This window comes from Salipiger bermudensis HTCC2601 (genome assembly GCF_000153725.1).
GTDB lineage: Bacteria > Pseudomonadota > Alphaproteobacteria > Rhodobacterales > Rhodobacteraceae > Salipiger > Salipiger bermudensis.
This window is the reverse complement of the sequence record NZ_DS022277.1, coordinates 720,551-745,169: the sequence shown is the minus strand read 5'-3', so window position 1 is coordinate 745,169 and position 24,619 is coordinate 720,551. Positions and strand designations below refer to the sequence as shown.

The following is a 24,619-nucleotide window of genomic DNA, read 5'->3' as shown; positions in this document are numbered from 1 at the left end:
GAAGACTGGCGGCTGCGGCCTCAGCGACAAGCGGGCTGAACCAACCTCCCTGTCTCCGGCGCCTCGACCGACAGGCTGGTCCCTCCCCCCCTCGCTCGGAAAGAAGCGTGGTCGGGGGCAAGATGTGCGCGTCGCTCGCCAGCATCGCTGCCGGGCCTTGGCCCGCCGGCCCGGGCCGGGTATCCCGATCCCGGAAACACTCTGGAGACCCGACGTGAGCGCGCAAGGCACCGACAGCAGGCACCCGGCATTCGCATCAGATTCCTACGACGAGATGGCCTACAACCGCGTCTGGTTCAATCTTCTGCGGATCCAGCGCTGCCTTGGCCCCGAGATCGCCCGCGCGCTCAAGGGCGAGGGCGTCGACGATCCGGTCTGGTACGAGATCCTGCTCGAGCTCGAGCGCGCCGGCCCGGATGGCATCGCAATGGCCACACTCGAAGACAAGCTGTTCATGCCGCAATATTCGCTCTCACGACACGCCGCCCGGCTCGAGGCGACCGGCTGGATTCGCCGCAGCCCGAGACCGGGGCCGGGGCGCGGGCAGATGCTCGCGCTGACCGAGGCCGGGAAAGGGCTGCACGCACGCCTCTGGACGGTCTACGAGGAGGCCATTCGCGCGCGGCTTGGTCCACGGATGAGCACCGAGGAGGCCTATGCGCTGTCACGGATGCTGATCCGGCTCTATCCCTGAATGGGGCACCGCGCCCGACCTGCGGGCGCGGTGCGGTGTTCAGAAGCGTCCGACGACGGTGAGGGAGAACGTCCGACCCGGCTCCTTGAGCGTGGTGAAGCCGACGTAGTCGCTGCCATAGGTGGCGCGATCCGCGTATTCCGTGTCGAACAGGTTGTCGACGGACGCGCGCACGGTGATGTTGTCGAGTTGCGGCGGCACGTACTCGGCATAGGCATTGACGACGGTGTAGCCCTCGAGATCCTCGAGGCCCGAGGGCATCTCGTAATCGAGCGCGGCATCTATGCCGCCACCAACGTTCAGACCATCTACGCCGGTCTCCTGATCGATCTCGAACGCCATGACCGTGCCGAGCGGCGCACCGAAATCAAGCTGGTCGTAGCTGTCGGACCGGTCTCCGTCGATGCGGGTGTCGCTTTTCGAAAGAGTGAAACGGGCAAATCCGCTGTCCCAGCCGTAGCTCGCGCCGATGTTGAAGCCGCGGCTCTCGAAGTCGAAATTGTCGGTGCCGCCGCGGGCATTGTCGATCTGGGTGATGAAGAGCTCGCCGCCAAGCTTGAGCCTGCCGCGCTCCCAGTCGAGGCCCAGCGAGGCATTGCGGGCGCGGGACGGATCGAGCGTGCCATAGTCGAAGGGCGGCAGGAACTCCCAATAGGTGTAGTTGTCCTCGATGTCGATGCCACCAAAGACCGACGAGACACCGCCGCGCAGCGTCAGCTCATTGGTGACCGCGTAGGTCGCCGAAAGGTTGCCCGAGGCACCGGAATGGGACACCTCCTCGCCGGTGACGCCCTCGAACTCCTGCCAGTCGTAGCGCGCGCCGAAGGACAGGCCGAGCGCGTCGGTCGGCTGCAGACGGGCCTGTGCGAAAAGGCCGTGAGTGACGCTCTGTTCGGTCTGGTACTCGTCAAAGGCGGGGCTGTCGTATTCGCCGAAGCGCTCGCGCCAGTCGTAGCCCGCGTTGACCGTGCCTGTCGCGAGGTTGAAGGTGTTCATCAGCGTCGCCGACTTGGTCCAGGACAGGCCGTTGCTGTCATATGGCTCTTCGACGATGATATCGCTCTCGGAATAGCCAAGATGCGCCGAGGGATCCCACAGCCCCGTGGCGGCGGTGTTCTCGTAGCGCAGCGAATAGCTGGTGCGCGTGGTGTCGTAGGTGCGCAGGTCCGAGTCGTCGCCGCCGAAATTGGCCCGGTACTGGCGCAACGTGTCATCCCGAAGCTGCTGGCCCGAGAACTCGATGCGATGACCGCTTTCGCTCTCGTAGGCGATCTTGCCGAGCAGGCTGTCGAGATCGGCGGCGGTGCCCCCCATGGTGTCGCCATCGCCAGTGACATAGTCCTCGCCGGTGGCACGCTTGGCATAGCCCAGCACCGACAGCCCGCCGGTGCGGCCCGCAAGCGTCAGCGCGCGCTGGAAGGTCTCGCCGTTGTCGCCGTAGCTCAGGCGCACATTGCCGCCGAAGTTGCGCCCTTCGTCCAGCAGGCGCTCAGGGTCCACGGTCTCCATCACCACCGAGCCGGCCAGCGCATAGGGCCCGGCATCGGCGGGCGAGACGGTGGCATCGACACGCACCTCTTCCAGCAGGCCGGGGTCGATGGCGTTCGCGGTGGCGTGATGGAAGGTGCGGTTGTTCTGCGCGGTGCCGTCGACCACGACGCCGAGATTGAGCATGTCGACGCCGTTGACAAAGATCTTCTGGGCGACGGGAATGGCCCCGCCGACGCTCACCGAGGCAATGCCGGAGAACAGGTCCTTCAGATCGCCGGTGCGCGCATGTTCAAGCTCGCGCCCCGACACGTACATCGACGTGGCGCGGTCCGCGGCGCCGGCAAGGCCGTCAAGCTGTTCGAAATACAACGGGTCTAGCGCGTAGTAGCCCTCAAGCTCCTGCCCCCAGCCCTGCGCCGCGAACGCCGCGCTTGCGGTGCCGGCCAGCAATACCGTTTTGGTGATGGTCGATGCCATGATCCCTGTTCCCCTCACAAATTCCCAAAGGTTGGCTGGGCAGGGCCTGGCTTGACGTTCGCTTACTCCGGGCATGGCATAACATGCAATTGCATGTTTCAGGTTTCCAAACGATGTTGCAAACTTGCCAAGACGACTGGTGGCGACTTCGGATGGCCACGCCCGGAGGGTGCCTCGGCCGGGCTCCGACCGGGAATGTCGGATGGTGGGCTGCCTGCATCAGCACAGCGGCAAGCCCCGGCAGCCCGAGTGGCTGCCGCAGGTCGTTGACAGGGTCGCGGTGGGCGCGTCTCGCTGCCCTGCAGCGAGACGCCGATTGACGCGTGCGGCAAAACTCTGGCATCACTGACGCATATCCGGTCCCGGTGCAGTCTCTGCCCCGGGCGCAAGAAGGGAACGCAGTGCGGCACGGGCCATTCGGTCACGGCCAATTCTGCGACTGCCCCCGCAACTGTAAGCGGCGAGCAACGGCTGATCGTGCCACTGGAGCAATCCGGGAAGGCCAGCCCGCGCGATGACCCGCAAGTCAGGAGACCTGCCGGATACGCGCCCCTGGAACGGGCGCCAAGCCGGGCGTCGGGGTGAGCGCCAGAGCGGATCCGCGTGGTGCCGGCCCTGTCCGCGCGCGAGGATCGCAAGCTCTTGTCCCGATGTCTCAAAGACAGTTGCGCCGGGTGTGGCGCAAAGGACAAGGACGACGAGCCTGATGAAGACGACCCTGATTGCCGCAGCAGCGGCGCTTGCCATCCCGGCAGCCGCGCAGGCGCATTTTCTGCTGGAATACACCACCGACACGATGATCGAGACGCCTGGCGATGTGCCGGTGAAGCTGATCTTCTGGCACCCGTTCGAGAACGGCCACGTGATGGACCTGGAGACGCCCGAAGCGTTCTTCATGATCCACAACGGCGAGAAGACAGATCTTCTCGGCACGCTCGAACCGGTCATGTTCAGCGGCGGCGAGAACGAGGGCGCGGCCTTCCGGGGCACGGTGCCGGTCAGGCGCTCGGGCGATTACGTGCTGGTGACGGTGCCGCAGCCCTACTACGAGGAGTCCGAGGAGATCTATATCCAGCAGATCACCAAGGCCTTCCTGAACCGCAACGAACTGCCCACCGATTGGGACCAGCCGGTCGGCCTGCCAACCGAGATCATCCCGCTGAACAAGCCCTACAACGTCATCTCCGGAGGCACCTTCACAGGCCAGGTTGTCGCCGATGGCGCCCCGGTTGCCGGGGCAGAAATCGAGATCGAGTACATGGCGGCCGAGCCCGACATGCAGAGCGCGGCGTCCTCCGAGCCCACCGTGTCGCCGCTGCCGGGCGGGGCCGTGGTGGCGGTCTCGGACGCCAATGGCTACTTCACCTTCGGCGTCCCCAAGGCCGGCTACTGGGGCTTTGCCGCGCTAGGCTCGGGCCCCGAGACCGAGCACGAGGGCAAGGAACTCAGCCAGGACGCGGTGATCTGGATCCGCGCCTGGGATCTGGAGTAGGCGCGCATGCACATCGTCGACGGCGCCCTGTCGAACGCGGTGGTCCTCGGTGGCGGCATCGCCGCCGCCGGTGGCATCGCCATGGGCCTGAGATCGCTCGACATCGACCGGATCCCGACCGCGGGCGTTCTATCTGCAAGCTTCTTCGTCGCGTCGCTGATCCACGTGCCGATCGGGCCCTCCTCGGTGCATCTGATCCTCAACGGGCTGGCCGGGCTGCTGCTCGGCTGGGCCGCCTTTCCGGCGCTCTTCGTCGGCCTGTTGCTGCAGGCGGTATTCTTCGGCTTCGGCGGGCTCACGGTCCTTGGGATCAACACCCTCAACATCGCCCTGCCAGCGATGCTGGCATGGCTGATTTTCGGGCGGCTGATCGGGCGCGGCACTCCCGGTCAGGGCGCGCTCTGGGGCGGCCTTGGCGGTGGCTTCGCCATCGCGGGGACAACCGCGATGGTCGCGCTGTCGCTGGCGCTGTCGGGAGACGCGTTCCTGCCCGCCGCAAAGCTCGTGTTCTTCGCCCATCTTCCGGTCATGGTCATCGAGGCGCTGCTCGCCGGCTTTGCCGTGCTGCTCGCCCGCAAGGTCAAACCGGAGCTCTTCACCCGGAACGCCATCGCATGAGACATCTTTTCCTGATCACGGCGCTGCTCTGCGCGCCACTGCCCGCTCTGGCCCACAAGGTCGTCGCCGGTGTGTTTCCGTCCGGCGATGCCATCGAGGGCGAACTCGGCTTCTCGAACGGCGACATGGCCGCGGGGACCGAGGTCGTCGTGACCGGGCCGGACGGGGCCGAGCTTGGCCGCACGATCACCGACGAGGACGGCTTCTTCCTCTTCGTCCCGACTGCGCCCGTCGCTCACACCTTCCGTGCCGATCTCGGAGCCGGTCACGTGGCCGAAGTCACCATGCCGGCCGAAGAGGTGGCGGGAATCCTCGGTGCCGCCGCACCCGCCACCCCGGAGGCCGAACCGCCCGCCGCTCCTGCCCCCGCCGCCGACGCCGGCGCCAGCATGGCCGCGCTTGCCGAGACCCGGCGACGGGCCATCGCCGAGGCGGTGCGCAACGAGATCCGCCCGTTGCGTCGCGAGATCGCCGCCTATCGAGAGCACAACGACCTGCAGACCATCCTCGGCGGCATCGGCTATATCGTCGGGCTGTTCGGGCTGGGCTTCTACCTTGCCGCACGGCGCAGGCTCGCGGGCTGATGGCACATGCGCTCGGACATCGCGAGGCGACCCTCTCCGAGGCCGGCGACAGCGATCGGGCGGGGATCATCGGAGCACTCGATCCGCGTCTGCGCATCGTCATGGCCTGCCTTTTCGGCACCGTCACGGTGGCGCTGACCTCGCTGCCGGCGCTCTGCGCCGCGCTGGCCACGGCGCTGCTGCTGCTTGCCGCGTCGCGGTTGCCACCGGTGCCCACCCTGAAGCGGATGGCAATGATGGACGGCTTCATTCTGTTCATGCTGGTGCTGCTGCCGTTCTCGGTCCCGGGCCCTCCGATCGTCACGATCTGGGGCCTCACCGCCAGCTGGGCAGGGCTCTGGCAGGCGGTCGAGATCGCGCTGACCGCCAATGCGGTGATCCTCGCCCTGATGGTGCTGGTCGGAACGCTCGAGCCGGTGACGCTGGGCCACGCGCTGCACAGGCTGCGCTGCCCCGAAACACTGGTGCACCTGCTAATGTTCACGATCCGCTATATCGAGGTCCTGCGCGAGGAATACCTGCGCCTGCGCGGCGCGATGAAGGTGCGCGGCTTCCGCCCCGGCAGCAACTGGCACACCTATCGCAGCTTCGGCTATCTTGTCGGCATGATGCTGGTACGGGCCATCGAACGTTCCGAGCGCATCCTCGGGGCGATGAAATGCCGGGGCTTCTCGGGCCGGTTGCTTCTGATGCAGGACTTCGCACTGACCAGGCGCGACCGGGTCGTCGGCGCGGCGATGACCGCTCTCTGCCTTGGCCTTCTGCTGCTGGATACCCTATGACGCTGCTCGATCTGCGGGACATCCGCTTTGCCTACCCCGGCCATCCGCCGGTGCTCGACGGGGCCTCGCTCCGCCTTGCGCCCGGCCAGCGCCTGTCCCTGACCGGGCCCAACGGTTCGGGCAAGTCGACCCTTCTGCGGATCATTATGGGGCTGCAGGCGCCGGACTCGGGTACGATCACCGCGTTCGGCACATCACGCTCGAAAGAGGCCGATTTCCACGAGCTGCGGCGCCGCGTCGGTCTGGTCTTTCAGGATCCCGACGATCAGCTCTTCTGCCCGACCGTGGCCGAGGACATCGCCTTCGGCCCGCTCAATCTCGGACGCTCTCGGGACGAAGCGCTGGCCATCGTCGACAAGGTTCTGGACGATCTCGACCTCATGCACCTGAAAGGGCGCATCACCCACAAGCTTTCGGGGGGCGAGAAGCGTCTGGTGACGCTGGCCGCAGTGCTGGCGATGGAGCCCGAGGCGCTGCTGCTCGACGAGCCGACAAACGCGCTCGACACCAAGAACGAGGCGCGCCTGCTCGAGATCCTGTGTGCCCTGCCGCAGGCGATCCTTCTGGTCAGCCACGCCCCCTCTTTCCGCGCGGCGTTGGCACCCGAGGCTCTGGAGCTGCGCGACGGGCGTCTGGTGCCGGTCTAGACCGGCTCGCGGCGCAGCAGGTAGGTGTCCATGATCCAGCCATGCCGGGCACGGGCCTCGGCTCGCCGTGCCACGATACGCGGTCCAGCCTCGCAGAGCGCTCCGTGTTCGAGAATCTGTTCGGGCATCCCGAGAAACGCCCCCCACCAGATCCGCAGCCCCTCGGGCGGCAGCGAGCGGAAGCTGCACGCCCCGTCGAGCATCACCGCCACGCTCTCGGCACCCTCGGGCCAGCCCCCGTCGCGCAACCTCCGGCCGGTGGTCACCGTGACCGCGCCGTTGATCGTGTTGAACGGGGTCGCGTGGGCGGCGGTCAGGGCCTGCAGGGCGGTGATCCCCGGCACCACCCGCAGACGTGGCGGTCCCGGCAGCCGCGCGGCGATGCGCAGGGTGGAATCGTAAAGCCCCGGATCGCCCCAGACCAAGAGCGCCACCGGCCCCTCGGGCGCGTCCTCCAGCGCCGCCTGCCAGCGCGCGGCGATGGCCTCGTGCCAGCGCGCGACCCGCTCGTCATAGGGCAGGCTTTCGTCGCGCAACGGCATGTCGAAAGGGATCACCTCGGCGGCGCTGCCGGAGTCCGCGAGGATCGCAAGCCGCAGATGCGCGAGATCGTCCTTGCCCGGCCCCTTGCGCGGCAGCAGCACGCAAGCCGCCTCGCGCAGGGCCTGCCGGCCCTCGAGCGTCAGTTGCGCCGGGTTGCCGGTGCCGATGCCGATCAGCCAGAGCTCAGTCATCGAAGCCCACCCCGACCTCGGCCAGCGGCCCGTAGAGGATCAGCGCCGGCGCGTCGGCGAAGCCCGCCTGAAGGCGCTCGGCCAGAGTGGCGACGGTGCTGCGGTGGAGCTGCTGCTCGGGGGTCGAGACCGCCTCGGCCAGAAGCGCCGGGGTCTCGGGCGGCAGGCCCCTCGCAAACAACATCTCGGCGAGTTTGGGAAAGGTGCGCTTGCCCATGAACACAACCGTCGAGGCGCCGGCATCCGCGAGCGACGCAAGGTCGATATCCTCAGGCAGCGCGCCGGTGGCGCCGTGCCCGGTGACGAACTGCACCCGCCGCGCGGTGAGCCGCCGGGTCAGCGGAATGCCGCAGGCCGCCGCCGCCGCCACCGCCGACGGCACGCCGGGGATGATCTCGTAACCGATGCCAGCCTCGCGCAACGCCAGAAGCTCTTCTTCGAGGCGGCCGAACAGCCCGCTGTCGCCGGATTTCAGCCGCACCACGCGCTGCCCGGTGCGGGCATACTCGACCAGCAGCCGGCTGACATGGTGCTGCCGGGGCGAGGCCCGCCCGGCCCGCTTGCCGACCCCGACGAGATCCGCCTTTGGGTTGGCATGGGCGAGGATCGGCCCGGCGGAGAGATCGTCGAACAGCACCGCCTCGGCGCGGCCCAGCCGGTCCACGGCCTTGAGGGTCAGCAGCTCCGGATCGCCGGGGCCGGACCCCACGAAACTGACGAATCCGCTCATGACGCGCGCTCCTCCTGCGAGATCAGGTGAAAGAAGGTGCCACTGACGGGGCCGCGATGCGAGCCGGTTTCCGGCACCAGAGCGCCGTCGGCATCCGCGACCTCGGCCAGGGCAGGATCGGGCTGCTCGAGGATGGTCGAGTAGTGGAACTCGTGCCCGCGCAGGGCGGTGCCCGCCGCGAGGCCGGGCAACGGCGCGTGCAGTACCGCGCGGCGATAGCCAAGGTGGAACTTGCGCCGCTCGTAGCTTGTCACCAGCCCCAGCAGGCCCGCCATCTCGTGCCGGGTGCCCTCCTTGTCGATCAACCCCTGCCCCAGCACCATGTAGCCGCCGCATTCGCCATGCACCGGGCGGGTCTCGGCATGGGCGCACAGCCCCGCACGAAACCGCCGCGCCGCGGCCAGCCGGCCGGCGTGCAGCTCCGGGTAGCCGCCGGGCAGCCAGACCAGATCGGCGCGCGCATCGGGGGCCTCGTCGGCCAGCGGCGAGAACGGCAGGATCTCGGCCCCCGCCGCGCGCCAGCCCTCGAGCAGGTGCGGATAGGTGAAGGAGAACGCCGCATCCTGCGCCAGCGCGATGCGCTGCGCGGGCGGCGCGGGCAGCGGCCCGGCCTCGCCCAGCGGATGGCCGGAGGCGGCGGCGCGGATCGCCGCCAGATCGACATGCTCCCGCAGGAAGGCCGCGTAGCCCACGATCGCGGCCTCGAGATCGGGATGCTCCACCGCCTGAATGAGGCCCAGATGGCGCTCGGGCAGGGTCAGGTCGCCACGCCGCGGCAGCACGCCCAGCACCGGCAGGCCGGCGCGCTCCATGCCCGCCCGGATCAGCCGCTCATGCCGGGGGGAGGCCACTCGGTTGAGGATGACCCCGGCGAAGGGCAGATCGGGCATGTAGCTGCGGAACCCCAGCGCCGTGGCGGCGGCGCTCTGCGCCTGCCCGCCCACATCGAGCACCAGCACCACCGGCCAGCCCATGCGCCGCGCGGTCTCGGCGCTGGTGCCAAAGCCGCTGAGGCCGCGGGTCGCGACCCCATCGTAGAGCCCCATCGAGCCCTCGGCGACGCAGATATCGGCACCCGCCGCCTGCCCGGCAATGGCCGAGAGCAGCCCCTCGCCCATCGCCCAGCTGTCGAGGTTGAACGAGGGCCGCCCGCAGGCGGCGCGGTGGAAGGCCGGGTCAATATAGTCCGGGCCCGACTTGAACCCCTGCACCGCGAGCCCGTCCTCGGAGAGTGCGCGCAACAGTCCCAGCATCACCGTGGTCTTGCCGGTGCCCGAGGACGGGGCGGAGATCAGAACCCCGCGCATCAGTCTTCGCTCCAGCCCGACCACGGGCTCGAGGCGCTTTGCGGGCGGTAGCGCCGGTCGTAATCCGGGGCGTAGAGGCAGCTTTCGTCAAAGCCCTCGCCAGCCAGCGCGGGGCCCACGAGGATCAGCGCCGTGCGGGTGATCTGCGGCTCCATCCGGGCCTCGATATCGGCAAGCGTGCCGCGCAGGATCCGCTCGTCGGGCCAGCTCGCCCGGTAGACCACCGCCACCGGGCAGTCGGCGCCATAGACCGGTGCAAGCTCGGCCACCACGGTCGCGAGGTTCTGCACCGACAGGTGCAGCGCCAGCGTCGCGCCGGTTGCGGCGAAATTGGCCAGCGTCTCGCCCTCCGGCATCGCGCTGGCCCGGCCCTGCGTACGCGTCAGCACCACCGACTGCGCCAGTCCCGGCAGCGTCAGCTCGGTGCCGAGCGCGGCGGCGGCGGCGGCAAAGGCCGGCACGCCCGGCGTGACCGAGACCGGGATGCCCTCGGCCCGCAGCCGCCTCAGCTGCTCGCCCATCGCCGACCAGACCGAGAGATCGCCGGAATGCAGCCGCGCCACGTCTTGGCCTGCCGCGTGCGCGGCGCGGATCTCGGCCATGATCGCATCGAGGTCGAGCGCCGCGGTGTTGACGATGTGCGCCCCCTCCGGGCAATGCGCGAGCACCGCCTCGGGCACCAGCGAGCCGGCATAGAGGCAGACCGGGCAGGCCGCGATCAGGTCGCGCCCGCGCAGGGTCAGCAGGTCGGGGGCGCCGGGGCCGGCGCCGATGAAATGAACCGTCATTCGGGGTCTCCTGTCGCGATGGCGCATGTGGCCATCCTGTCGGGTGAGATCTGGCGCGGTGCAAGCAGCCGCGCGCGCGGGCCCACCACCGCGAGCGCCGCCGCCTCGGCAAGGCTGCCGGTGCCCCGCGCCGCGAGGGATGCGGCGGAGCGCGTCGCGGTCGGCTGGTCGAGCGCTGCGGCAGGCAGCGCGTGAACCGGCAGGTTCAGCGCGTGGGCAAGGGCGCGGAACGCGGGGTGCGCGGCCTTGTCCTCGGCGGTGGCGAGCGCGTCGGGCGCCGCCCCGGTCAGCGCCAGCGCGTCGGCAAGGCTCTGCGCGCTGACCCCTGCCCGGAATCCGAACCCGGCGACGATCACAACGTCACACTCCACTGCACGACGGGCCGCGACGGCGTCCAGCCCCGGCGGGGCCCGAGCGGCGCCGAAGTTGCCAGCTCGATGCGCAGCAGATCGCCACCTCGCCTTCCCTGCGCGGCGAGCAGCAGCGCCTCGGTCTCGAGCGTCACCGCGTTGGCGACAAGCCGTGTGCCCGGCGCGAGCCGCGCCTCGAGCCAGCCGAGCAGCGCCGCATCGAGCCCGCCGCCCACGAACACCACATCCGGCGCCTGAAGCCCGTCGAGCGCCTGAGGCGCCGCCCCGGTGACGACCTGCAGCCGGTCGACGCCGAGCCGCGAGGCGTTGCCGCGGGAGCGGTCCGCCCGATCGGCGCGCGACTCGATGGCGGTGGCGCTGAGCGAGGGGTGCGACAGCAGCCACTCGATGGAGATACTGCCCGAGCCGCCGCCGATGTCCCACAGGTGCTCGCCCAGCCTCGGGGCGAGCGCCGACAGGGTCAGCGCCCGCACCGGGCGCTTGGTCATCTGGCCGTCGCTCTCGAACCAGTCGTCGCCCCGCCCCGAGGCGAGCGGCAGCGCGGCCCCCGGCCCCGCCACCTCCAGCGCGACACACAGAGGATGCGCGAAATTGCCGTGCAAGGCATCTGCGCGGCTGGTCGTGATCCGCTCACGCGGGCCGCCGAGCGCCTCCATCACCGTGGCCTGCGAGGCGCCGAAGCCCGCCTCGCAAAGGACGCCCGCAAGCACCGCAACCGCGTCCCCGTCGCGCAGGGTCAGCAGCACGCGCGCGCCGGGTGCCAGATGCGGGCGCAGCCGGCTCAGGGGGGCGGCGTGCAGCCCGAGGCAAAGTACGCCCTCGAGCCCCCAGCCCATCCGGCTCGCCGCCAGCGAGACGCAGGACGGGCCGGGCAGCGCGCGCCACTCCCCGGGATCCAGATGACGCGCCAGCACCGTGCCGGCGCCGCACCAGAACGGATCGCCCGAGGCCAGCACCACCACCCGCCGCCCGCGCAGGGCCAGAAGCGGCGGAATGCCGTCGGCGAAGGGCACCGGCCAGGCGATGCCTCTCGCCTGCCCCTCCCGCAGCAGCGCGAGGTGGCGTGGCGGTCCCATCACGACCTCCGCCGCATCGAGCGCCGCAAGGCTTGCGGGCGGCAGCCCTTCCGCGCCATCTTCGCCGAGCCCGACAATCGTCAGCCACGGATCCCCCATGATGGCCTCACCAGACATGCCGCGCCCCCTCTTGCTTGGCGGCACCACCGAGGCCTCGGCCCTCGCGGCGCTGCTGGACGGGGCCGGTATCGCGGCGCGGCTGTCGCTCGCAGGGCGCACCAGAACGCCCGCCGCGCAGCCGCTGCCGACGCGCATCGGCGGGTTCGGCGGGGCGGAGGGGCTGGCGCGCTACCTGCGAGAGCAGCGCATCACGCACATGATCGACGCAACCCACCCGTTCGCCGCGCAGATGAGCCGCAACGCCGCGCAGGCCTGCGCCGCGCTGAACCTGCCGCTCCTCGCGCTCAGCCGGGCGCCGTGGCAGCCGCTTGCCGGGGATCGCTGGCAGCGCGTGCCCGATATCGCCGGCGCGGTGGCGGGGCTCGACCGCCCCGCGATGCGGGTCTTTCTCGCGGTGGGCCGGATGCATCTCGAGGCGTTCGCCGCGCAGCCGCAGCATCACTACCTGCTGCGCCTCGTTGATGCGCCGGAGGCGGTGCCGCTGCCGCGCCACGACTGCGTCGTCGCGCGCGGCCCCTTCACGCTCGCAGGCGATGTGGCGCTGATGCGCGCGCATGGCACCGAGCTCGTGGTCGCCAAGAATGCCGGCGGCCCCGGCGCGGTGGCCAAGATCGCCGCCGCGCGCCAGCTTGGGCTGCCGGTGCTGATGATCGACCGGCCCACCCTGCCCGACCGGGCCGAGACCCACGATCCGCAGGCGGTGATGCGCTGGCTCGGTCATGCCGATCTCGGGGTAAAAACGTAGGGCGCGCCCTCCCGCGCGATCACCCGGGTCCGGGAGGAACCCACCAGCACCACCGTGCGCATGTCGGCCATCTCGGGCCGGCACTCGGGCAGCGGCACCACGCGCAGCGTCTCCTCGGAGGTCGACACCGCGCGGGCAAAGATCACCGGCCGGGCGTCCTTGCAGGCCTCCCGGAGCAGGTCGAGCGCGCGGACGAAGCCCTCGGGCCGCGCCTTGGAGCGCGGATTGTAGAGCGCCATGGCGAAATCCGCCTCGACCGCCAGCCGCAGCCGTTTCTCGATCAGCGCCCATGGCTTGAGATTGTCGCTCAGGTTGATGGCGCAGAAATCATGCCCGAGCGGCGCCCCGGCCCGCGCCGCCGCCGCCAGCATGGCGGTGATCCCCGGCAGCACCTCGATGCGCTGATCGCGCCACGCGGGCGGCCCGGCCTCGACCGCCTCGAACAGCGCCGAGGCCATGGCGAAGACGCCGGGATCACCCGACGAGACCACCACCACGCGCCGCCCCTGCCCCGCCAGCTCGAGCGCATGGCGCGCCCGGTCCAGCTCGACCCGGTTGTCGGAAGCGTGCTTGACCAGTCCGGGCCGGTCGGCCACGCGCGCGACATAAGGGATGTAGCCGATCACGTCGCTGGCCTCGTCGAGCGCCGCGCGCACCTCGGGCGTCACCAGCGCCTCGGCACCGGGTCCGAGCCCGGCCACCACCACGCGCCCGGTCATGGCCGCCGCCCCTGTCCATGCACCACGATGATCGAGAAATAGGGCGTCACCCGGCCCGCGGCCTCGGCGAGGCGCTGCACGCTCTGCCCCGGCATCGAGGCGAACTCCACCAGCCACGCGGCATCGAACCGCCCCGCCCGGCGCAGCGCCCGGCGCACCTTGTCGAGGTTGCGCCCGATCTTCATCACCACCAGCGCGTCGCTTTCGGCCATGCGCGCGGCGAGCATGTCCTCGGGCAGCGTGCCCATCAGCACGCTCAGCATGTCGTCGCCCCAGGTGATCGGTGCGCCGGTCGCGGTCCAGGCCGCCGACATGCCGGTGATCGCCGGCACCACCTCGAGCGGCACCCGGTCGGCCAGCCGCATGTAGAGATGCATGAACGAGCCATAGAAGAACGGATCGCCCTCGCAGAGCACCACCACGTCCTCGCCGGCCTCGGCCAGCGCCGCGAGCCGCTCGGTGCAGGCCTCGTAGAACTCCGCCAGAAGCCGGTTGTACTCGGGGTCGGTGAACGGGATCTCGGTGGTCACCGGGTACTCCATCGGCAGCTCCTGCGCGCCGTCGGGAAGCAGCCCCTCGACGATGCCGCGCGCCTGCCCCTTGCGCCCGGCCTTGCGGAAGAAGGCCACGTGGCGCGCGCCGCGCAGCAGCCGGTCGGCGCGCACGGTCATCAGGTCCGGATCGCCCGGGCCGAGCCCGAGGCCGTAGACCGTGCCGGGGGTGACCGCGCCGCTCATTCGGCGCGGCTCGCGATGGCGTTGACGGCGGCGACCGTGATGGCGCTGCCCCCGAGCCGGCCCTCGACCACGCAGCAGGGCGCCGGCTGGTCGGCCCAGAGCGCCGCCTTGCTTTCGGCGGCGCCCACGAACCCCACCGGGCAGCCGATGATCGCCGCCGGGCGCGGGCAGCCGGGGTCCTGCAGCATGTTGAGCAGGTGGAACAGCGCCGTCGGCGCGTTGCCGATCGCCACCAGAGCGCCGCCCAGATGCGGCCGCCAGTGCTCCAGCGCGGCGGCGGAGCGGGTGTTGCCCATCTCCTTGGCCAGCGCGGGCACCTGCGGATCATGCAGGGTACAGATCACCCGGTTGTCCGCCGGCAGGCGCGGGCGGGTGATGCCCTCCGACACCATGCGCGCGTCGCACAGGATCGGCGCGCCGGCCCCGAGCGCGGCCCGGGCGCGGTCGGTGAAGCCCTTTGAGAACTTCACACGCGCCTCGAGCCCCACCATGCCGGCGGCATGGATCATGCGCACCACGACCGGCTCGTCCTCGGGGGGGAACCGGTCGAGCGCGGCTTCGGCGCGGATGGTGGCGAAGCTCTCGGCATAGATCGCCGCGCCGTCGGTCTTGTAGGTATAGGTCATCGGCTAAATGGCTCCGGTCACAAGGTCTTCGGGGCTGAGCCCGGTTCGGTTTGGGGGGTCGCCGGCGCAGCCGTTCTCGACGAGGTCGAACCGGCCGTCGCGCCCAACGAGGGTGCGGGCGGCGGGGCGCGCCCGGGCGCAGCCCTTGGCGCAGCCCGAGACGTGCAGCCCGCCCGGTCCCGCGGCATCGCGGGCCAGTCTCGCGGCCAGCTTTCGGGCCAAGGGCCGCGTCTCGACGCTGGCCGAGGCGCAGAACGGCGCGCCCGGGCAGGCATCGACGCCAAGCAGGGGATCGCCGGGAGCGGTGATGAACGGTCCGGCAGGCACGTCAGCCACATCTTCGAGCATCAGCATCCGCCACGGCGTCACGCGGATCGCCGGTGCCTCGCTTTCGCCCAGCAGCCGCGCCAGCTCGGCGGCGTCGAACTGCCCGAAGGCCGCGCCGATCACCATGCCCGCCGCGTGCGGGCCCGGCTCGGGGGGCGGCCCGGCGGCGCAGGGCGGCTCCGCCTGCCACGCTTGGGGCAAACGCGCCTGTCCGAGCACCGCGCGCATCCGCCGCGCGCTGTCGCTGCGGTTTGCGTCGAACCAGCGCGCCATCTCGAGCAGCGCCGGGATCGCGTCCTGCTCCGTGACCGGCCTGCCGCGTGCGGCCCCGTCGGCGCGCAGGATCAGGCCCGAGGACCCGCGCTCGAACCGGACATCCGCCGAAGCTCCCCCCAGCAGCGGCGCCGCGCCGGTGTCGACGGCAAAGCTCACCTTGGCCGGCAGCTCCGGCAGAGCGGGCAAGGCCCCGAGCAGCGCCCGCGTGAGGCGCTCAGTCAGATCGCCGCGCTGCCAGAACGGCGTGACAAGCACGTTGCGCCGGCGTTCGAGGCTCGCATCGGCATCGAGCAGATGAAGCCGCGCCAACTCCTGCAGCAGCACCTCGTGATCGGCCTCGGCCACGCCGCGGATCTGCAGGTTGGCGCGGCTGGTCAGATCGATGACACCACTGCCGAAGCGCTGCGCCAGTGCCGCGAGCCCCAACGCCTGCGCCCGGTCGAGCCGCGCCAGCCTTGGCCGCACCCGCACCACCAGCCCGTCGCCCGACATCATCGGGCGATGCGCGCCCGGACACCAGCCCTTCACCCCGATCATGCCCCCGCCTCCAGCGCGGCACGGATCGAATTGCGCCGGGTCTGCCACAGCCCGGCCTCCGCCAACGCGCGGAACCGCGCCCGCAGCGCCTCGAGCGCCTGCGGGTTGGCCTCGGCCATGAACCCCGCGATGTCGTCATCGCCCAGCGTGGCCTCGTAATAGAGATCGAAGAGATGCGGCCCCACGACCCCGGCGAGATGCGCGAAGGCGGCCATGTGATCGAGCGTCGCGGCGATCTCGGCGGCACCGCGAAAGCCATGCGCCCGCATCCCCTGCATCCAGCCGCGCGAGCCTGCGCGGGCCTGCACGACGCGCGCAACCTCTTCGCTCAGGGCGCGCGCACGCGGGCGCGCGGGATCGGTGTTGTCGAGATGGTAGAGCCGCGCCGTGCCGCCTGTGATCTCCTTGGCCGCGGCAAAGCCCGCCTCGTGCGCGGCATAGTCGGCGGCCAGCAGCAGGTCGCTTTCAGGCAGGTCCTGCGGGTGCACGAAACCGTCCGCCGCGGCGACCTGCCGGCGCAGCCCGGCCGCATCATGCGCCGCGGTCTCGCCATCGAGCGCCCAGCTCGAGGCCGCCAGCCACGCCTCCCCGGCGCGGCGGCGCCCGTCCTCGCTGTAATCCTCGAGCGCGTCCAGCATCCCCAGCCCGAAGCTGCCCGGTCGCGGCCCGTAGACTCGCGCGCCGGGGCGCAGCACGTAAGGATTGAAATCCGCCGCCTCGTCGCGCGCTGTGAGCGCCCGCACCGCGCTGGCAAACAGCGCCGAGAGCGTCGGAAAGACATCGCGGAACAGCCCCGACACGCGCAGGGTGACGTCGATGCGCGGGCGGTCGAGCTCGGCGATGGGCAGCACCTCGATGCCGCTCACCCGCTCGCTGCCCGCGTCCCAGACCGGGCGGCAACCCAGCAGGTGCAGCGCCATGGCGAACTCCTCGCCGGCGGTGCGCATGGTGGCCGAGCCCCAGAGATCGACCACCAGCCCGCGCGGCCAGTCGCCCTCGTCCTGCAGGTGCCGCCGGACGAGCTCGTCGGCGAGGCGCACGCCCTGCGCGTGGGCGGCGCGCGTCGGCACCGCGCGCGGATCGGTGGTGAAGAGGTTGCGCCCGGTCGGAAGGACGTCGCCCCGGCCCCGGTAGGGCGAGCCCGACGGCCCCGGCGCGATCCACCGGCCCTCGAGCGCCGAAAGCAGCGCGGCGCGCTCCGCGTCGACCGAGGCCGCGGTCTCGAACGGGGCGCCGGGGTGGGCCGGGCGGCCCCAGACATGCAGCCCCTCACCGAACTGGCTTTCCTTCACATCGCAGACGAAGCGGTCGATGCGGGTGATCGCCTCGGCGCTGCACCCGGCGGCATCGAGGCCCAGATCGTCCTCGACCCCGAGGCTGCGCGCCTCTTCCCGGATGTCGCCCTGCAACCGGTTGCGGCGGCGCGGGTCGAGCCCGTCGGCATTGGAGAACTCGTCCAGCAGCGCCTCGAGCCGGGCCAGCCGCTCCGGCGTGCCGGCCGGTTTCAGCGGCGGCGGGATGTGGCCCAGCGTGACCGCGCCGATCCGGCGCTTGGCCTGTGCCGCCTCGCCGGGATCGTTGACGATGAACGGGTAGATCACCGGCAGCGCGCCGGTCAGCGCCTCGGGCCAGCAGCGCTCGGACAGCGCCACCGACTTGCCCGGCAGCCATTCCAGTGTGCCATGCGCCCCGATATGCACCAGCGCGTCGGCCCGGCCCTGCAGCCAGAGACAGAACGCCACGTAGCCATGGCGCGGCACGCGCTGCAGATCGTGGTAGTCGTCCTCGCGCCGCGCGGGCGTGCCGCGCTCGGGCTGCAGCGCCAGCAGCGCCGCGCCAAGCTCGACCGCCGGGAAACGGAACGCACCGTCCTCGCAGGAGGGATCATCCTCCGGCGCCCCCCATGCGGCGGCAAGATCGTCGCGCAGGGCCTGCGGCAGGGCGGCGAGCGCGTCGCGGTACGCCTCCAGAGGCCAGCGCATCGCTTCCTCCTGCAGCCGGGTCGGCAGATCCCCCGTCTTCGCCGGAATGTCATAGCCCGCCGCGCGCAGATCCTCGAGCATCGCCGCCGCCGAGGCCGGCGCGTCGAGCCCGACCGCGTGGCCCATCTGCCAGTCCTTGCCGGGATAGGTCGAGAGCACCAGCGCCACCCGCCGCTTGGCTGTGTCGAACGAGGACAGGCGCAGCCAGCCCGCGACCCGCGCCACCAGAGCGGCCACCTGCGTTTCGTGCGGGCGGTGCACCATGCGCGCGAATTGCAGCGCCGGATCGCGGGCGCCCGGCTCCTTGAACGAGATCACCCCGCCGCTGAGCCGCCCGTCGACCTCGGGCAGCACCACGTGCATGGCCAGATCGGCGGGTGAGAGCCCGCGCTCTGCCTCTTCCCACGCGCGCCGGGTGGAGGTCGCGAGCGCGGCCTGAAACACCGGCACTCCGGCCACGTCGAGCACCGAGCCGCCGCTCTCGCCACGACCCGAGAACGCCGTCAGGTTCACGATTGCATCCGGGGCGAACGCCCTGATCGCTCCCTCGATCTCATCGGTCAGCGCGGCGACCTTGAGCGAGGGCGCAAACAGCGCCAGAACCTCGGCCCCCTCGGCGCGGAACTGCACGAATAGCGCCTCGACCGGGGCCATGTCGGCGGCCACGAGGTAGGATCGGTAGACCACCACCAGCACCCGGCGCCCGGCCAGCGCGCCCTGCGGATCAGCCAAAGCGCGCGGCGGCACACTCTCCAGCACACCATTTTCAGGCGTCCAAAGCCCCCACGGCGGCAGCGCCTTCGAGCCCGGCACCGGCCCGGCATAGAGCCCCGCCGCCAGCGCCATCTGGGCCAGCGCCGCCTGCGCCGCCACCGCGCCGCCGGTGTCGCACAGATGCGCCAGCCGCCGCAGGGTCGAGACCGGCAGGGTCGAGACCGCATCGAGCTGCGCGTCCTCGCGCCCGTCGGCGGGAAGCACCGCCAGCGCGATGCCTCGCTCTTGCGCAAGTGCCCGCACCTGCGCCAGACCGTAGGACCAGTAGGGCATCCCGCCGATCAGCCGGATCAGGATGCCCTTCGCGCCCGCAAGCGTCTGCTCGACATAGGTGTCGACCGACAGCGGATGCTTCAGCGCAGCGAGATTGGCCAGCCCCAGCTCCGGCAGGCCGCCCGCGGCCCGGTGCCACGCTTCCGCGAAGGCCCCGAGATCGCTGTCGGAGAACGACAGCACCACCAGATCCGCCGGGCTCTGCCCGAGATCGGTGGGGGTCTCGCTCTCCTCGAGCCCGTGGCTTTCGCGGAAGATGACGTGCATGGCGGGCGGGCCTTACTCGGCGGGCTGGCGGGCGGCGCCGAGCGCCGCCTCGATCACGTCGCGGCGGATGTCGTCATGCTCGGCGATCACCACCAGACGGCCGTGCCGCGCCTCGCCCGCGCCCCACGGCCGGTCGAACTGGTGACGCACCCGCGCGCCGACCGCCTGCACGAGCAGGCGCATCGGCTTGCCCGCCACCGCGGCATAGCCCTTGACCCGCAGGATGTTGTGCTCGCGCGCAAGCCCCTCGATGGCGCGGACGAGGGCGGCGGGATCGCTCAGCTCGGGGATCTCCACCGCGATCGAGTCGAACTCGTCGTGATCGTGGTCATGCGGGGTGTCGTGGTGGCTCGGGCGCGCCGCCATGTCATCCTCGGCCGCCGCCTCGAGCCCGAGGATGACGCGGGCGTCGACCACGCCCTCGGCCACCTCGATGACCGGGATCGGGCGCGGCGCCTCGGCGGCGATGATTTCCTTGGCGCGCGCGACGCCGTCGGGACCGGCGAGGTCGGGCTTGGTCAGCAGCACGATGTCGGCGCAGGCGATCTGGTCCTCGAACACCTCCGACAGCGGGGTCTCGTGATCGAGGCTGTCATCGGCGGCGCGCTGCGCGTCGACCCGCGCCACGTCGGGCGCGAAACGCCCTGCCGCCACCGCCTCGGCATCGGCCAGCGCGATCACCCCGTCGACGGTGATGCGCGAGCGGATGTCGGGCCAGTCGAACGCCTTCAGCAGCGGCTTCGGCAGGGCGAGCCCCGAGGTCTCGATCAGGATGTGATCGGGGCGCGGCTCGAGCGCCATCAGCGCCTTGATGGTGGGGATGAAATCATCCGCGACGGTGCAGCAGATGCAGCCGTTCGACAGCTCCATGATGTTCTCCGCCGGGCAGTCGGGGATCGCACACCCTTTGAGGATCTCGCCATCGACGCCCACATCGCCGAACTCGTTGACCACCACGGCAAGGCGCTTGCCGCCGGGGTTCTGCATCAGCCCGGTGATCAGCGTGGTCTTGCCGGAGCCGAGAAAGCCGGTGATCACGGTGACGGGCAGCTTCCTGAGGTCGCTCATTGGTCGGTCTCCTGAAGGGGGTCTGGAAAGGTCGCGGGCGGCACGCGCGCCACGCAGTTGCGCTTGAAATGCTCCGGGCGCTCGCGCCACGGGATCAGCCCGTCGGCGGTGGCGTGATAGCGGCCGGCGCCGTCGAGCAGCGTCTCGGCATGGGCCTCGTCGTCGAGCTGCCCGTAGACATAGGTCCACCGGCCCGCGCCGCGCAGCGCCACGGTGCAGCCCGCCTCGCAGTTCTGCAGGCACTCGACGGCGCGCAGCCGCACCCCCGCGGGGGGCCCGAGCGCGCACAACCGGTCGTAGAGGCGGCGCCCCGGACGGCGGTCATCGGCGGGCGCCTCGGGGCCGCGGCGACACTTGACGCAAACGAGAAGCTCGCTCTCGGCGCTGGATTGTGGATCGTTCTGCACAGGCCTCTCCGCTGGTGTCGGCAAAGGCATGCGAGCAGGATCACCCCCGGCATGAACCGGCGGCATGAACCCGTCCCCGGCACACCCCGTCCGGTCTTGGTGTCGTCTTGCGCTGGCAGGTCTCCCGGCTTGCGGATGCAGGATGGCAGCGCCATCCAGCGGCCCCCCTGCCTTCCCGGCGCAAGGCCAGTGGCGGTGGAGGACCTTTCCGGTCACGGTCGCGGGGGCGGCTGCGCTTGACCCGGTTTCCCGGGCTGGCGCATTCCCTTTTCACCTGTTTACACAGGCACCAGCGTGGTGCCAGATGCGCCGCAATTTCCGCCCTTGTCAAGCGAAGGAGCTTCCGGTGAGCGACGAGACACCCGCCGACGAAAACGCCCGTCACAAAGAAAAGATGAAGAAAATCAAGGCCGCCCGCGACAGAATGATGCAGGGAAAGACCGAGGAGAAAGGCCTGATCATCGTCCATACCGGCCCCGGAAAGGGCAAGTCCTCCTCGGGCTTCGGGATGATCATGCGCTGCATCGGGCATGGCATGCCCTGCGCCGTGGTCCAGTTCATCAAGGGCAACTGGGTCACGGGCGAAGCCGAGTTCCTGCGCAACCGCTTCTCCGAGGAATGCCGCTTCTTCATCTCCGGCGAGGGCTTCACCTGGGACACGCAGGATCGCGAACGCGACATCGCTGCGGCGCGGAACGGCTGGGAGATCGCCAAGGCCCAGATCCGTGACCCCGAGATCCAGTTCGTGCTGCTTGACGAGATCAACATCGCGCTGCGCTACGATTACCTCGAGATCGACGAGGTGGTGGATTTCCTCCTCACCGAGAAGCCGCCGATGACCCATGTCTGCCTCACCGGGCGCAACGCCAAGCCCGAGCTGCTCGAGGCGGCCGACCTCGTGACCGAGATGACGCTGCTCAAGCACCCGTTCAAGGATGGGGTGAAGGCCCAGAAGGGCGTCGAGTTCTGAGACCGCACGCGGCGCGCAACGCACCGGACAACTGGCGGCGGCGGGAGGCTTTCCCGCCCCGTCCGGTCATGTCGGCGGACAACCGGATCGCCGCGACCCGCTCGGCCAGCTCGAAGCCGTCGAGCTGGGGCTGATACATGTCGAGGATGGCGTAGCCCGCAACCGCAGGTCTACGCCCTCTCCCGAAGCGCAAGAGGCCGCCGCTTGTCCTCGGTTCGCGCCCGCCAAAACGATGCACGGGGCCAGCGCGCACCGGCCTCGGCATAGAGCAGGCGGCGCGTTGCGGTCTCGGCGCTGCGGGGCGGCAACGGCACCGGTTCCGGAGCAAGTCCAAGATAGACACGCGCGGCCTCCCGCCCGTCCGACAGCGCCCGCGCGAGACCAAGGCCCGACAGCGGATCGGACGCCGCGTGCGCATCCCCCAGTCCCCGCCAGCCCGCGCCGCCCGCGAGGTGCTGGCCCGGGCTGCCGCAGGGCACGGTGCAGCGGGTGCACTCGGAAAAGCCGCCGATCCGAGCGCGCGTCGCGGGGGCGCGGCCAAGGGCACTCTCCCAAACCGCGCCGGTCATGCGGTCGGTGACGAACCCTGCCGCGATCCGGCCGGGCCGCGGCAGAGCCAAGGTATACCACCAGCCCTGGTCCACGGCTTCCAGAACGAGCTCGACCGCGCCCGCGTCCGCCCCTGCCAGAACGCGGTGATGGCAGATCAAGTCGTCAGCCGCTCCCGCGGCCGCCCCGAGCGCCCGCGCCACGCGCCGCGCCCGGCCGCTTGCGTCGAAGATCGCTCCGGCCGTCACGTCACCGGAATCGCAGGTGATGCGCCAGTCACCGGGGCGACCCGAGATCCCTCGCGCGGTGGATCCGAACCGCAGGGCGGCACCTGCCGCCCCGGCCCGTGCGGCGAGATCCGACAGGAGCGTCGCGCGCTCGATGGCGAAGCCGAGGCCATACGGGTCGAACAGCGCCTCCTGCCGCACGGGCGGACCCGCGCGCCAGTGGCTGACGATGGCAGAGAGCGGCACCGCGCCGGGCGCTCGGGGCGTCCAGCCGAGCCGCGCGAGGACCGGGAGGGCTGCCGGCCCGAGGTGCTCGCCGGGCATATCGCGAAACGACTCGGACCGCTCCAACACGACCACCCGAGCGCCGCCCTCTGCCAGCGTCAGGGCCGCCGCCAGCCCCGCAGGTCCGGCCCCTATGACTGCGACATCGTGCACAGTCATGTCGGCTCGGGCGGCTCGGGCGGCTCGGGCGGCTCGGGCGGCTCGGGCGGCTCCGGAAGGTCGCGCTCGGTTTCCCAGTAGACGCCAGCGCGCTCCAGAACGAAGCCAAGTTTCGACCACTCCGCAATAAACCCGGCGGTATCGTTGATCCCGATCCCCCGGGTCCAGACCCTTGGCACGGTCTGCCCGAAGGGGGTCACCATGTCCGGCCTGTGCTGTGGCCACCAGCCCGGATAGTAGACCGGCCCGGCGAGCTGCGCCGTGTCTTCAGGCGGCGCCTTCGTCGCCCCGGGCGCCGGAGCGTCAACCGTGTCGCGCCGGCACTGCAGGAAATCCGCCTGCCAAGGCACGGCCATCTGCTTCGTCACGTCGCCGGGCTCGAGCTTGCCAGTGACCGAGGCCCGCTGCGCCTCCGCCAGCCGGAAGGGCTCTGCCCAGGTGTAGACATCGCGCATCATCCAGCCGAACTCCATGCCCGGGTAGAACGGCCCGCCACAGGCATTCTCCAACGCCGCACGGTCCATCCCCTCGGGCGTCACCGGGGCGTCGGCACCCGGCGTCGCGGGCGGCGCCCCCCCGGGTGCGCCCACGTCGACCCAGCGGCGCAGATGGTCGTAGATCACGCCCGTCACGGCAAAGCCGGCATCGCCCTGCGGACGCCAGACATACTGGTCGGAATACAGCATCGGCATGTTCATCAGCCCGCGATTGTCACCGTAAGGGCTGCGGATGCGATCAAAGAGCGCCTTGCGGTCGCCGCGGGTTGCGGCCTCCCGCATCGCCATCTGGACGGCGAAAGCGTGCACCGGCCCGGTTCCCATGGTCCAGCGTACGTTCATGATCCGCAGGAGCACCGGATGCACGTCGGTCCAGTAGTCGGTGGTCGTTGGCCGGTCCTCCGGGTGGCCCTGCACCCAGAGATCCCAAAGCATGTCATACGCCGTCACCACGTTCTCCAGCGCGGGCGCGAATTTCGGCACCGTACAGATCACCCATGACGGCGCGGCGTCGAGGACGCGACCGTCAGGAAGCGTGACCTGCGCGGCAACCCGCCCGTCCGAGGTATCGTCATGCCACCCGTCATTGTTGGCATAATCTTCGATCGGCTCACCCCCGGGCGCCGCGGAGTGCCCGTGTCCGCCAAGGACGAGGAGCCGGCCGGCGCCATCGGTCAGCAACTCGCCAAGCGGCACCGCAACCGGCGCAGTTTCGGGGTCGGCCACGAATTGCCCGCTGTCGAACCGCACCGGACCCGCATGCGCACCCGAGATGGAGCGCGGCCCCGGCGCAATCTCGAGCCCGGCGCGCGCCGGGCCGGAGATCTTCGGGTTCCTCGGCGCGCCGGGCTTCTGGCCATTGAAGGTCAGCCAGGATGCTTTGGTATTGGCCACGGTGACAGTCCAGTCGATCCGCGCCTCCGCCGCCGTCACTTCGCCAAGGCAACCGCCCTCCGCGTCGTAAGCGAAGACGCGGAACTCCGCTGCCTGCCGCTTCACGCAGCCCTCGACCTTGTAGCCGCCCGGCGGTGGCGCCACCGGACCGGGGCGCACCGGACCGACAAAATAATCCGTCCGCTGCGCGGCAGGCCCTTCGCCGCGCGCATTGCCCAGCCGTGCGATGCCTACTCCGGGGTGTATCTTCAAGTAGGCTACGGACTGCATGGACATTCCCTGTCAATTCTCCGGATCGCCCCTCCGCATTTGCCCGCTGGCGCGGAATTGATCGGGCAGCGCGGCGCCCTCGCGAGTCATTGAGGCTCTACCAATAGGAGAAATTAAAT

24 protein-coding genes and 2 riboswitches are annotated in these 24,619 nt (G+C 70.7%); of the genes, 8 read left to right on the top strand and 16 right to left on the bottom strand.

Going from position 1 to position 24,619, the window contains the following annotated elements; all coding sequences use genetic code 11:
- Positions 1-274 precede the first annotated feature (274 nt).
- The gene (locus R2601_RS22435; protein ID WP_040545722.1) at positions 275-694 is read left to right on the top strand and encodes a MarR family winged helix-turn-helix transcriptional regulator; all 420 of its coding nucleotides are present in this window, start codon (positions 275-277) and stop codon (positions 692-694) included.
- Between the two features lie 39 nt (positions 695-733).
- Here R2601_RS22435 and R2601_RS22430 read toward each other — a convergent pair whose 3' ends face one another.
- Entirely contained in the window at positions 734-2,662 is a 1,929-nt protein-coding gene (locus R2601_RS22430; RefSeq protein WP_007803032.1) for a TonB-dependent receptor domain-containing protein, read from the bottom strand.
- A 340-nt stretch (positions 2,663-3,002) separates the two neighbouring features.
- Positions 3,003-3,219, top strand: a riboswitch (cobalamin riboswitch).
- Positions 3,220-3,368: 149 nt separating this feature from the next.
- On the opposite strand from R2601_RS22430, the gene R2601_RS22425 reads away from it, so the two are divergent.
- Genes R2601_RS22425 through R2601_RS22405 form a run of 5 tightly spaced genes read left to right on the top strand, consistent with a single transcriptional unit; the run spans position 3,369 to position 6,785 of the window.
- On the top strand, positions 3,369-4,154 hold the full coding sequence (locus R2601_RS22425; RefSeq protein ID WP_007803030.1) for a DUF4198 domain-containing protein: 786 nt from the start codon (positions 3,369-3,371) through the stop codon (positions 4,152-4,154).
- 6 nt (positions 4,155-4,160) lie between these two features.
- Complete coding sequence (cbiM, locus tag R2601_RS22420; RefSeq protein ID WP_007803028.1) at positions 4,161-4,772, top strand: cobalt transporter CbiM; 612 nt, start codon at positions 4,161-4,163, stop codon at positions 4,770-4,772.
- A complete protein-coding gene (locus R2601_RS22415; RefSeq protein ID WP_007803026.1) occupies positions 4,769-5,356 on the top strand; it encodes a NikL family nickel/cobalt ECF transporter subunit in 588 nt (195 codons plus the stop codon). Before cbiM ends, R2601_RS22415 begins: the two co-directional genes overlap by 4 nt.
- Complete coding sequence (gene cbiQ / locus R2601_RS22410; RefSeq protein ID WP_007803024.1) at positions 5,356-6,138, top strand: cobalt ECF transporter T component CbiQ; 783 nt, start codon at positions 5,356-5,358, stop codon at positions 6,136-6,138. Before R2601_RS22415 ends, cbiQ begins: the two co-directional genes overlap by 1 nt.
- Positions 6,135-6,785 (top strand): energy-coupling factor ABC transporter ATP-binding protein, encoded by a 651-nt coding sequence (locus R2601_RS22405; protein ID WP_007803022.1) that lies wholly within the window; start codon positions 6,135-6,137, stop codon positions 6,783-6,785. The genes cbiQ and R2601_RS22405 overlap by 4 nt, the downstream gene beginning before the upstream one ends.
- On the opposite strand, the gene cobF is transcribed toward R2601_RS22405, so the two are convergent.
- From cobF to R2601_RS22375, 6 genes are read right to left on the bottom strand one after another with little or no spacing between them, the layout of a single operon-like run.
- A complete protein-coding gene (gene cobF / locus R2601_RS22400) occupies positions 6,782-7,519 on the bottom strand; it encodes a precorrin-6A synthase (deacetylating) (protein ID WP_007803020.1) in 738 nt (245 codons plus the stop codon). The two genes, R2601_RS22405 and cobF, sit on opposite strands and share 4 nt — an antisense overlap.
- The gene (cobA, locus tag R2601_RS22395) at positions 7,512-8,249 is read right to left on the bottom strand and encodes a uroporphyrinogen-III C-methyltransferase (protein WP_007803018.1); all 738 of its coding nucleotides are present in this window, start codon (positions 8,247-8,249) and stop codon (positions 7,512-7,514) included. The genes cobF and cobA overlap by 8 nt, the downstream gene beginning before the upstream one ends.
- Entirely contained in the window at positions 8,246-9,556 is a 1,311-nt protein-coding gene (locus R2601_RS22390; RefSeq protein WP_007803016.1) for a cobyrinic acid a,c-diamide synthase CobB, read from the bottom strand. The genes cobA and R2601_RS22390 overlap by 4 nt, the downstream gene beginning before the upstream one ends.
- Positions 9,556-10,344 carry a precorrin-4 C(11)-methyltransferase gene (gene cobM, locus R2601_RS22385; RefSeq protein WP_007803014.1) on the bottom strand — a complete coding sequence of 263 codons (789 nt, stop codon included), beginning with the start codon at positions 10,342-10,344 and terminating at the stop codon, positions 9,556-9,558. Before cobM ends, R2601_RS22390 begins: the two co-directional genes overlap by 1 nt.
- Positions 10,341-10,700 carry a cobalamin biosynthesis protein gene (locus R2601_RS22380; protein WP_007803011.1) on the bottom strand — a complete coding sequence of 120 codons (360 nt, stop codon included), beginning with the start codon at positions 10,698-10,700 and terminating at the stop codon, positions 10,341-10,343. The genes cobM and R2601_RS22380 overlap by 4 nt, the downstream gene beginning before the upstream one ends.
- On the bottom strand, positions 10,697-11,908 hold the full coding sequence (locus R2601_RS22375; protein WP_007803009.1) for a bifunctional cobalt-precorrin-7 (C(5))-methyltransferase/cobalt-precorrin-6B (C(15))-methyltransferase: 1,212 nt from the start codon (positions 11,906-11,908) through the stop codon (positions 10,697-10,699). Before R2601_RS22375 ends, R2601_RS22380 begins: the two co-directional genes overlap by 4 nt.
- On the opposite strand from R2601_RS22375, the gene R2601_RS22370 reads away from it, so the two are divergent.
- The gene (locus R2601_RS22370) at positions 11,907-12,656 is read left to right on the top strand and encodes a cobalt-precorrin-6A reductase (protein ID WP_007803007.1); all 750 of its coding nucleotides are present in this window, start codon (positions 11,907-11,909) and stop codon (positions 12,654-12,656) included. The genes R2601_RS22375 and R2601_RS22370 overlap by 2 nt on opposite strands.
- Here the strand turns inward: R2601_RS22370 and cobJ are convergent.
- The 7 genes from cobJ to R2601_RS22335 are packed head-to-tail and all read right to left on the bottom strand — an operon-like array spanning position 12,629 to position 20,679.
- The gene (gene cobJ, locus R2601_RS22365; protein WP_007803006.1) at positions 12,629-13,375 is read right to left on the bottom strand and encodes a precorrin-3B C(17)-methyltransferase; all 747 of its coding nucleotides are present in this window, start codon (positions 13,373-13,375) and stop codon (positions 12,629-12,631) included. The two genes, R2601_RS22370 and cobJ, sit on opposite strands and share 28 nt — an antisense overlap.
- Complete coding sequence (locus R2601_RS22360) at positions 13,372-14,112, bottom strand: precorrin-2 C(20)-methyltransferase (RefSeq protein WP_007803005.1); 741 nt, start codon at positions 14,110-14,112, stop codon at positions 13,372-13,374. Before R2601_RS22360 ends, cobJ begins: the two co-directional genes overlap by 4 nt.
- Complete coding sequence (locus R2601_RS22355; protein WP_007803004.1) at positions 14,109-14,738, bottom strand: precorrin-8X methylmutase; 630 nt, start codon at positions 14,736-14,738, stop codon at positions 14,109-14,111. Before R2601_RS22355 ends, R2601_RS22360 begins: the two co-directional genes overlap by 4 nt.
- A 3-nt stretch (positions 14,739-14,741) precedes the next feature.
- Positions 14,742-15,878 (bottom strand): ferredoxin-like domain-containing protein, encoded by a 1,137-nt coding sequence (locus tag R2601_RS22350; protein ID WP_007803003.1) that lies wholly within the window; start codon positions 15,876-15,878, stop codon positions 14,742-14,744.
- Entirely contained in the window at positions 15,875-19,174 is a 3,300-nt protein-coding gene (gene cobN, locus R2601_RS22345) for a cobaltochelatase subunit CobN (RefSeq protein WP_007803002.1), read from the bottom strand. Before cobN ends, R2601_RS22350 begins: the two co-directional genes overlap by 4 nt.
- A gap of 12 nt (positions 19,175-19,186) precedes the next feature.
- Positions 19,187-20,242 carry a cobalamin biosynthesis protein CobW gene (gene cobW / locus R2601_RS22340; RefSeq protein WP_007803001.1) on the bottom strand — a complete coding sequence of 352 codons (1,056 nt, stop codon included), beginning with the start codon at positions 20,240-20,242 and terminating at the stop codon, positions 19,187-19,189.
- Entirely contained in the window at positions 20,239-20,679 is a 441-nt protein-coding gene (locus tag R2601_RS22335; RefSeq protein ID WP_050768487.1) for a DUF1636 family protein, read from the bottom strand. Before R2601_RS22335 ends, cobW begins: the two co-directional genes overlap by 4 nt.
- Before the next feature lie 67 nt (positions 20,680-20,746).
- Positions 20,747-20,958: riboswitch (cobalamin riboswitch) on the bottom strand.
- 37 nt (positions 20,959-20,995) lie between these two features.
- Here R2601_RS22335 and cobO point away from each other — a divergent pair.
- A complete protein-coding gene (gene cobO, locus R2601_RS22330) occupies positions 20,996-21,619 on the top strand; it encodes a cob(I)yrinic acid a,c-diamide adenosyltransferase (protein WP_007802999.1) in 624 nt (207 codons plus the stop codon).
- A 170-nt stretch (positions 21,620-21,789) separates the two neighbouring features.
- On the opposite strand, the gene R2601_RS22325 is transcribed toward cobO, so the two are convergent.
- Positions 21,790-22,839, bottom strand: a complete 1,050-nt coding sequence (locus R2601_RS22325) for an FAD-dependent oxidoreductase (protein ID WP_007802998.1) — start codon at positions 22,837-22,839, stop codon at positions 21,790-21,792.
- Complete coding sequence (locus R2601_RS22320; RefSeq protein ID WP_144266943.1) at positions 22,836-24,500, bottom strand: LodA/GoxA family CTQ-dependent oxidase; 1,665 nt, start codon at positions 24,498-24,500, stop codon at positions 22,836-22,838. The genes R2601_RS22325 and R2601_RS22320 overlap by 4 nt, the downstream gene beginning before the upstream one ends.
- Between the last annotated feature and the right edge of the window lie 119 nt (positions 24,501-24,619).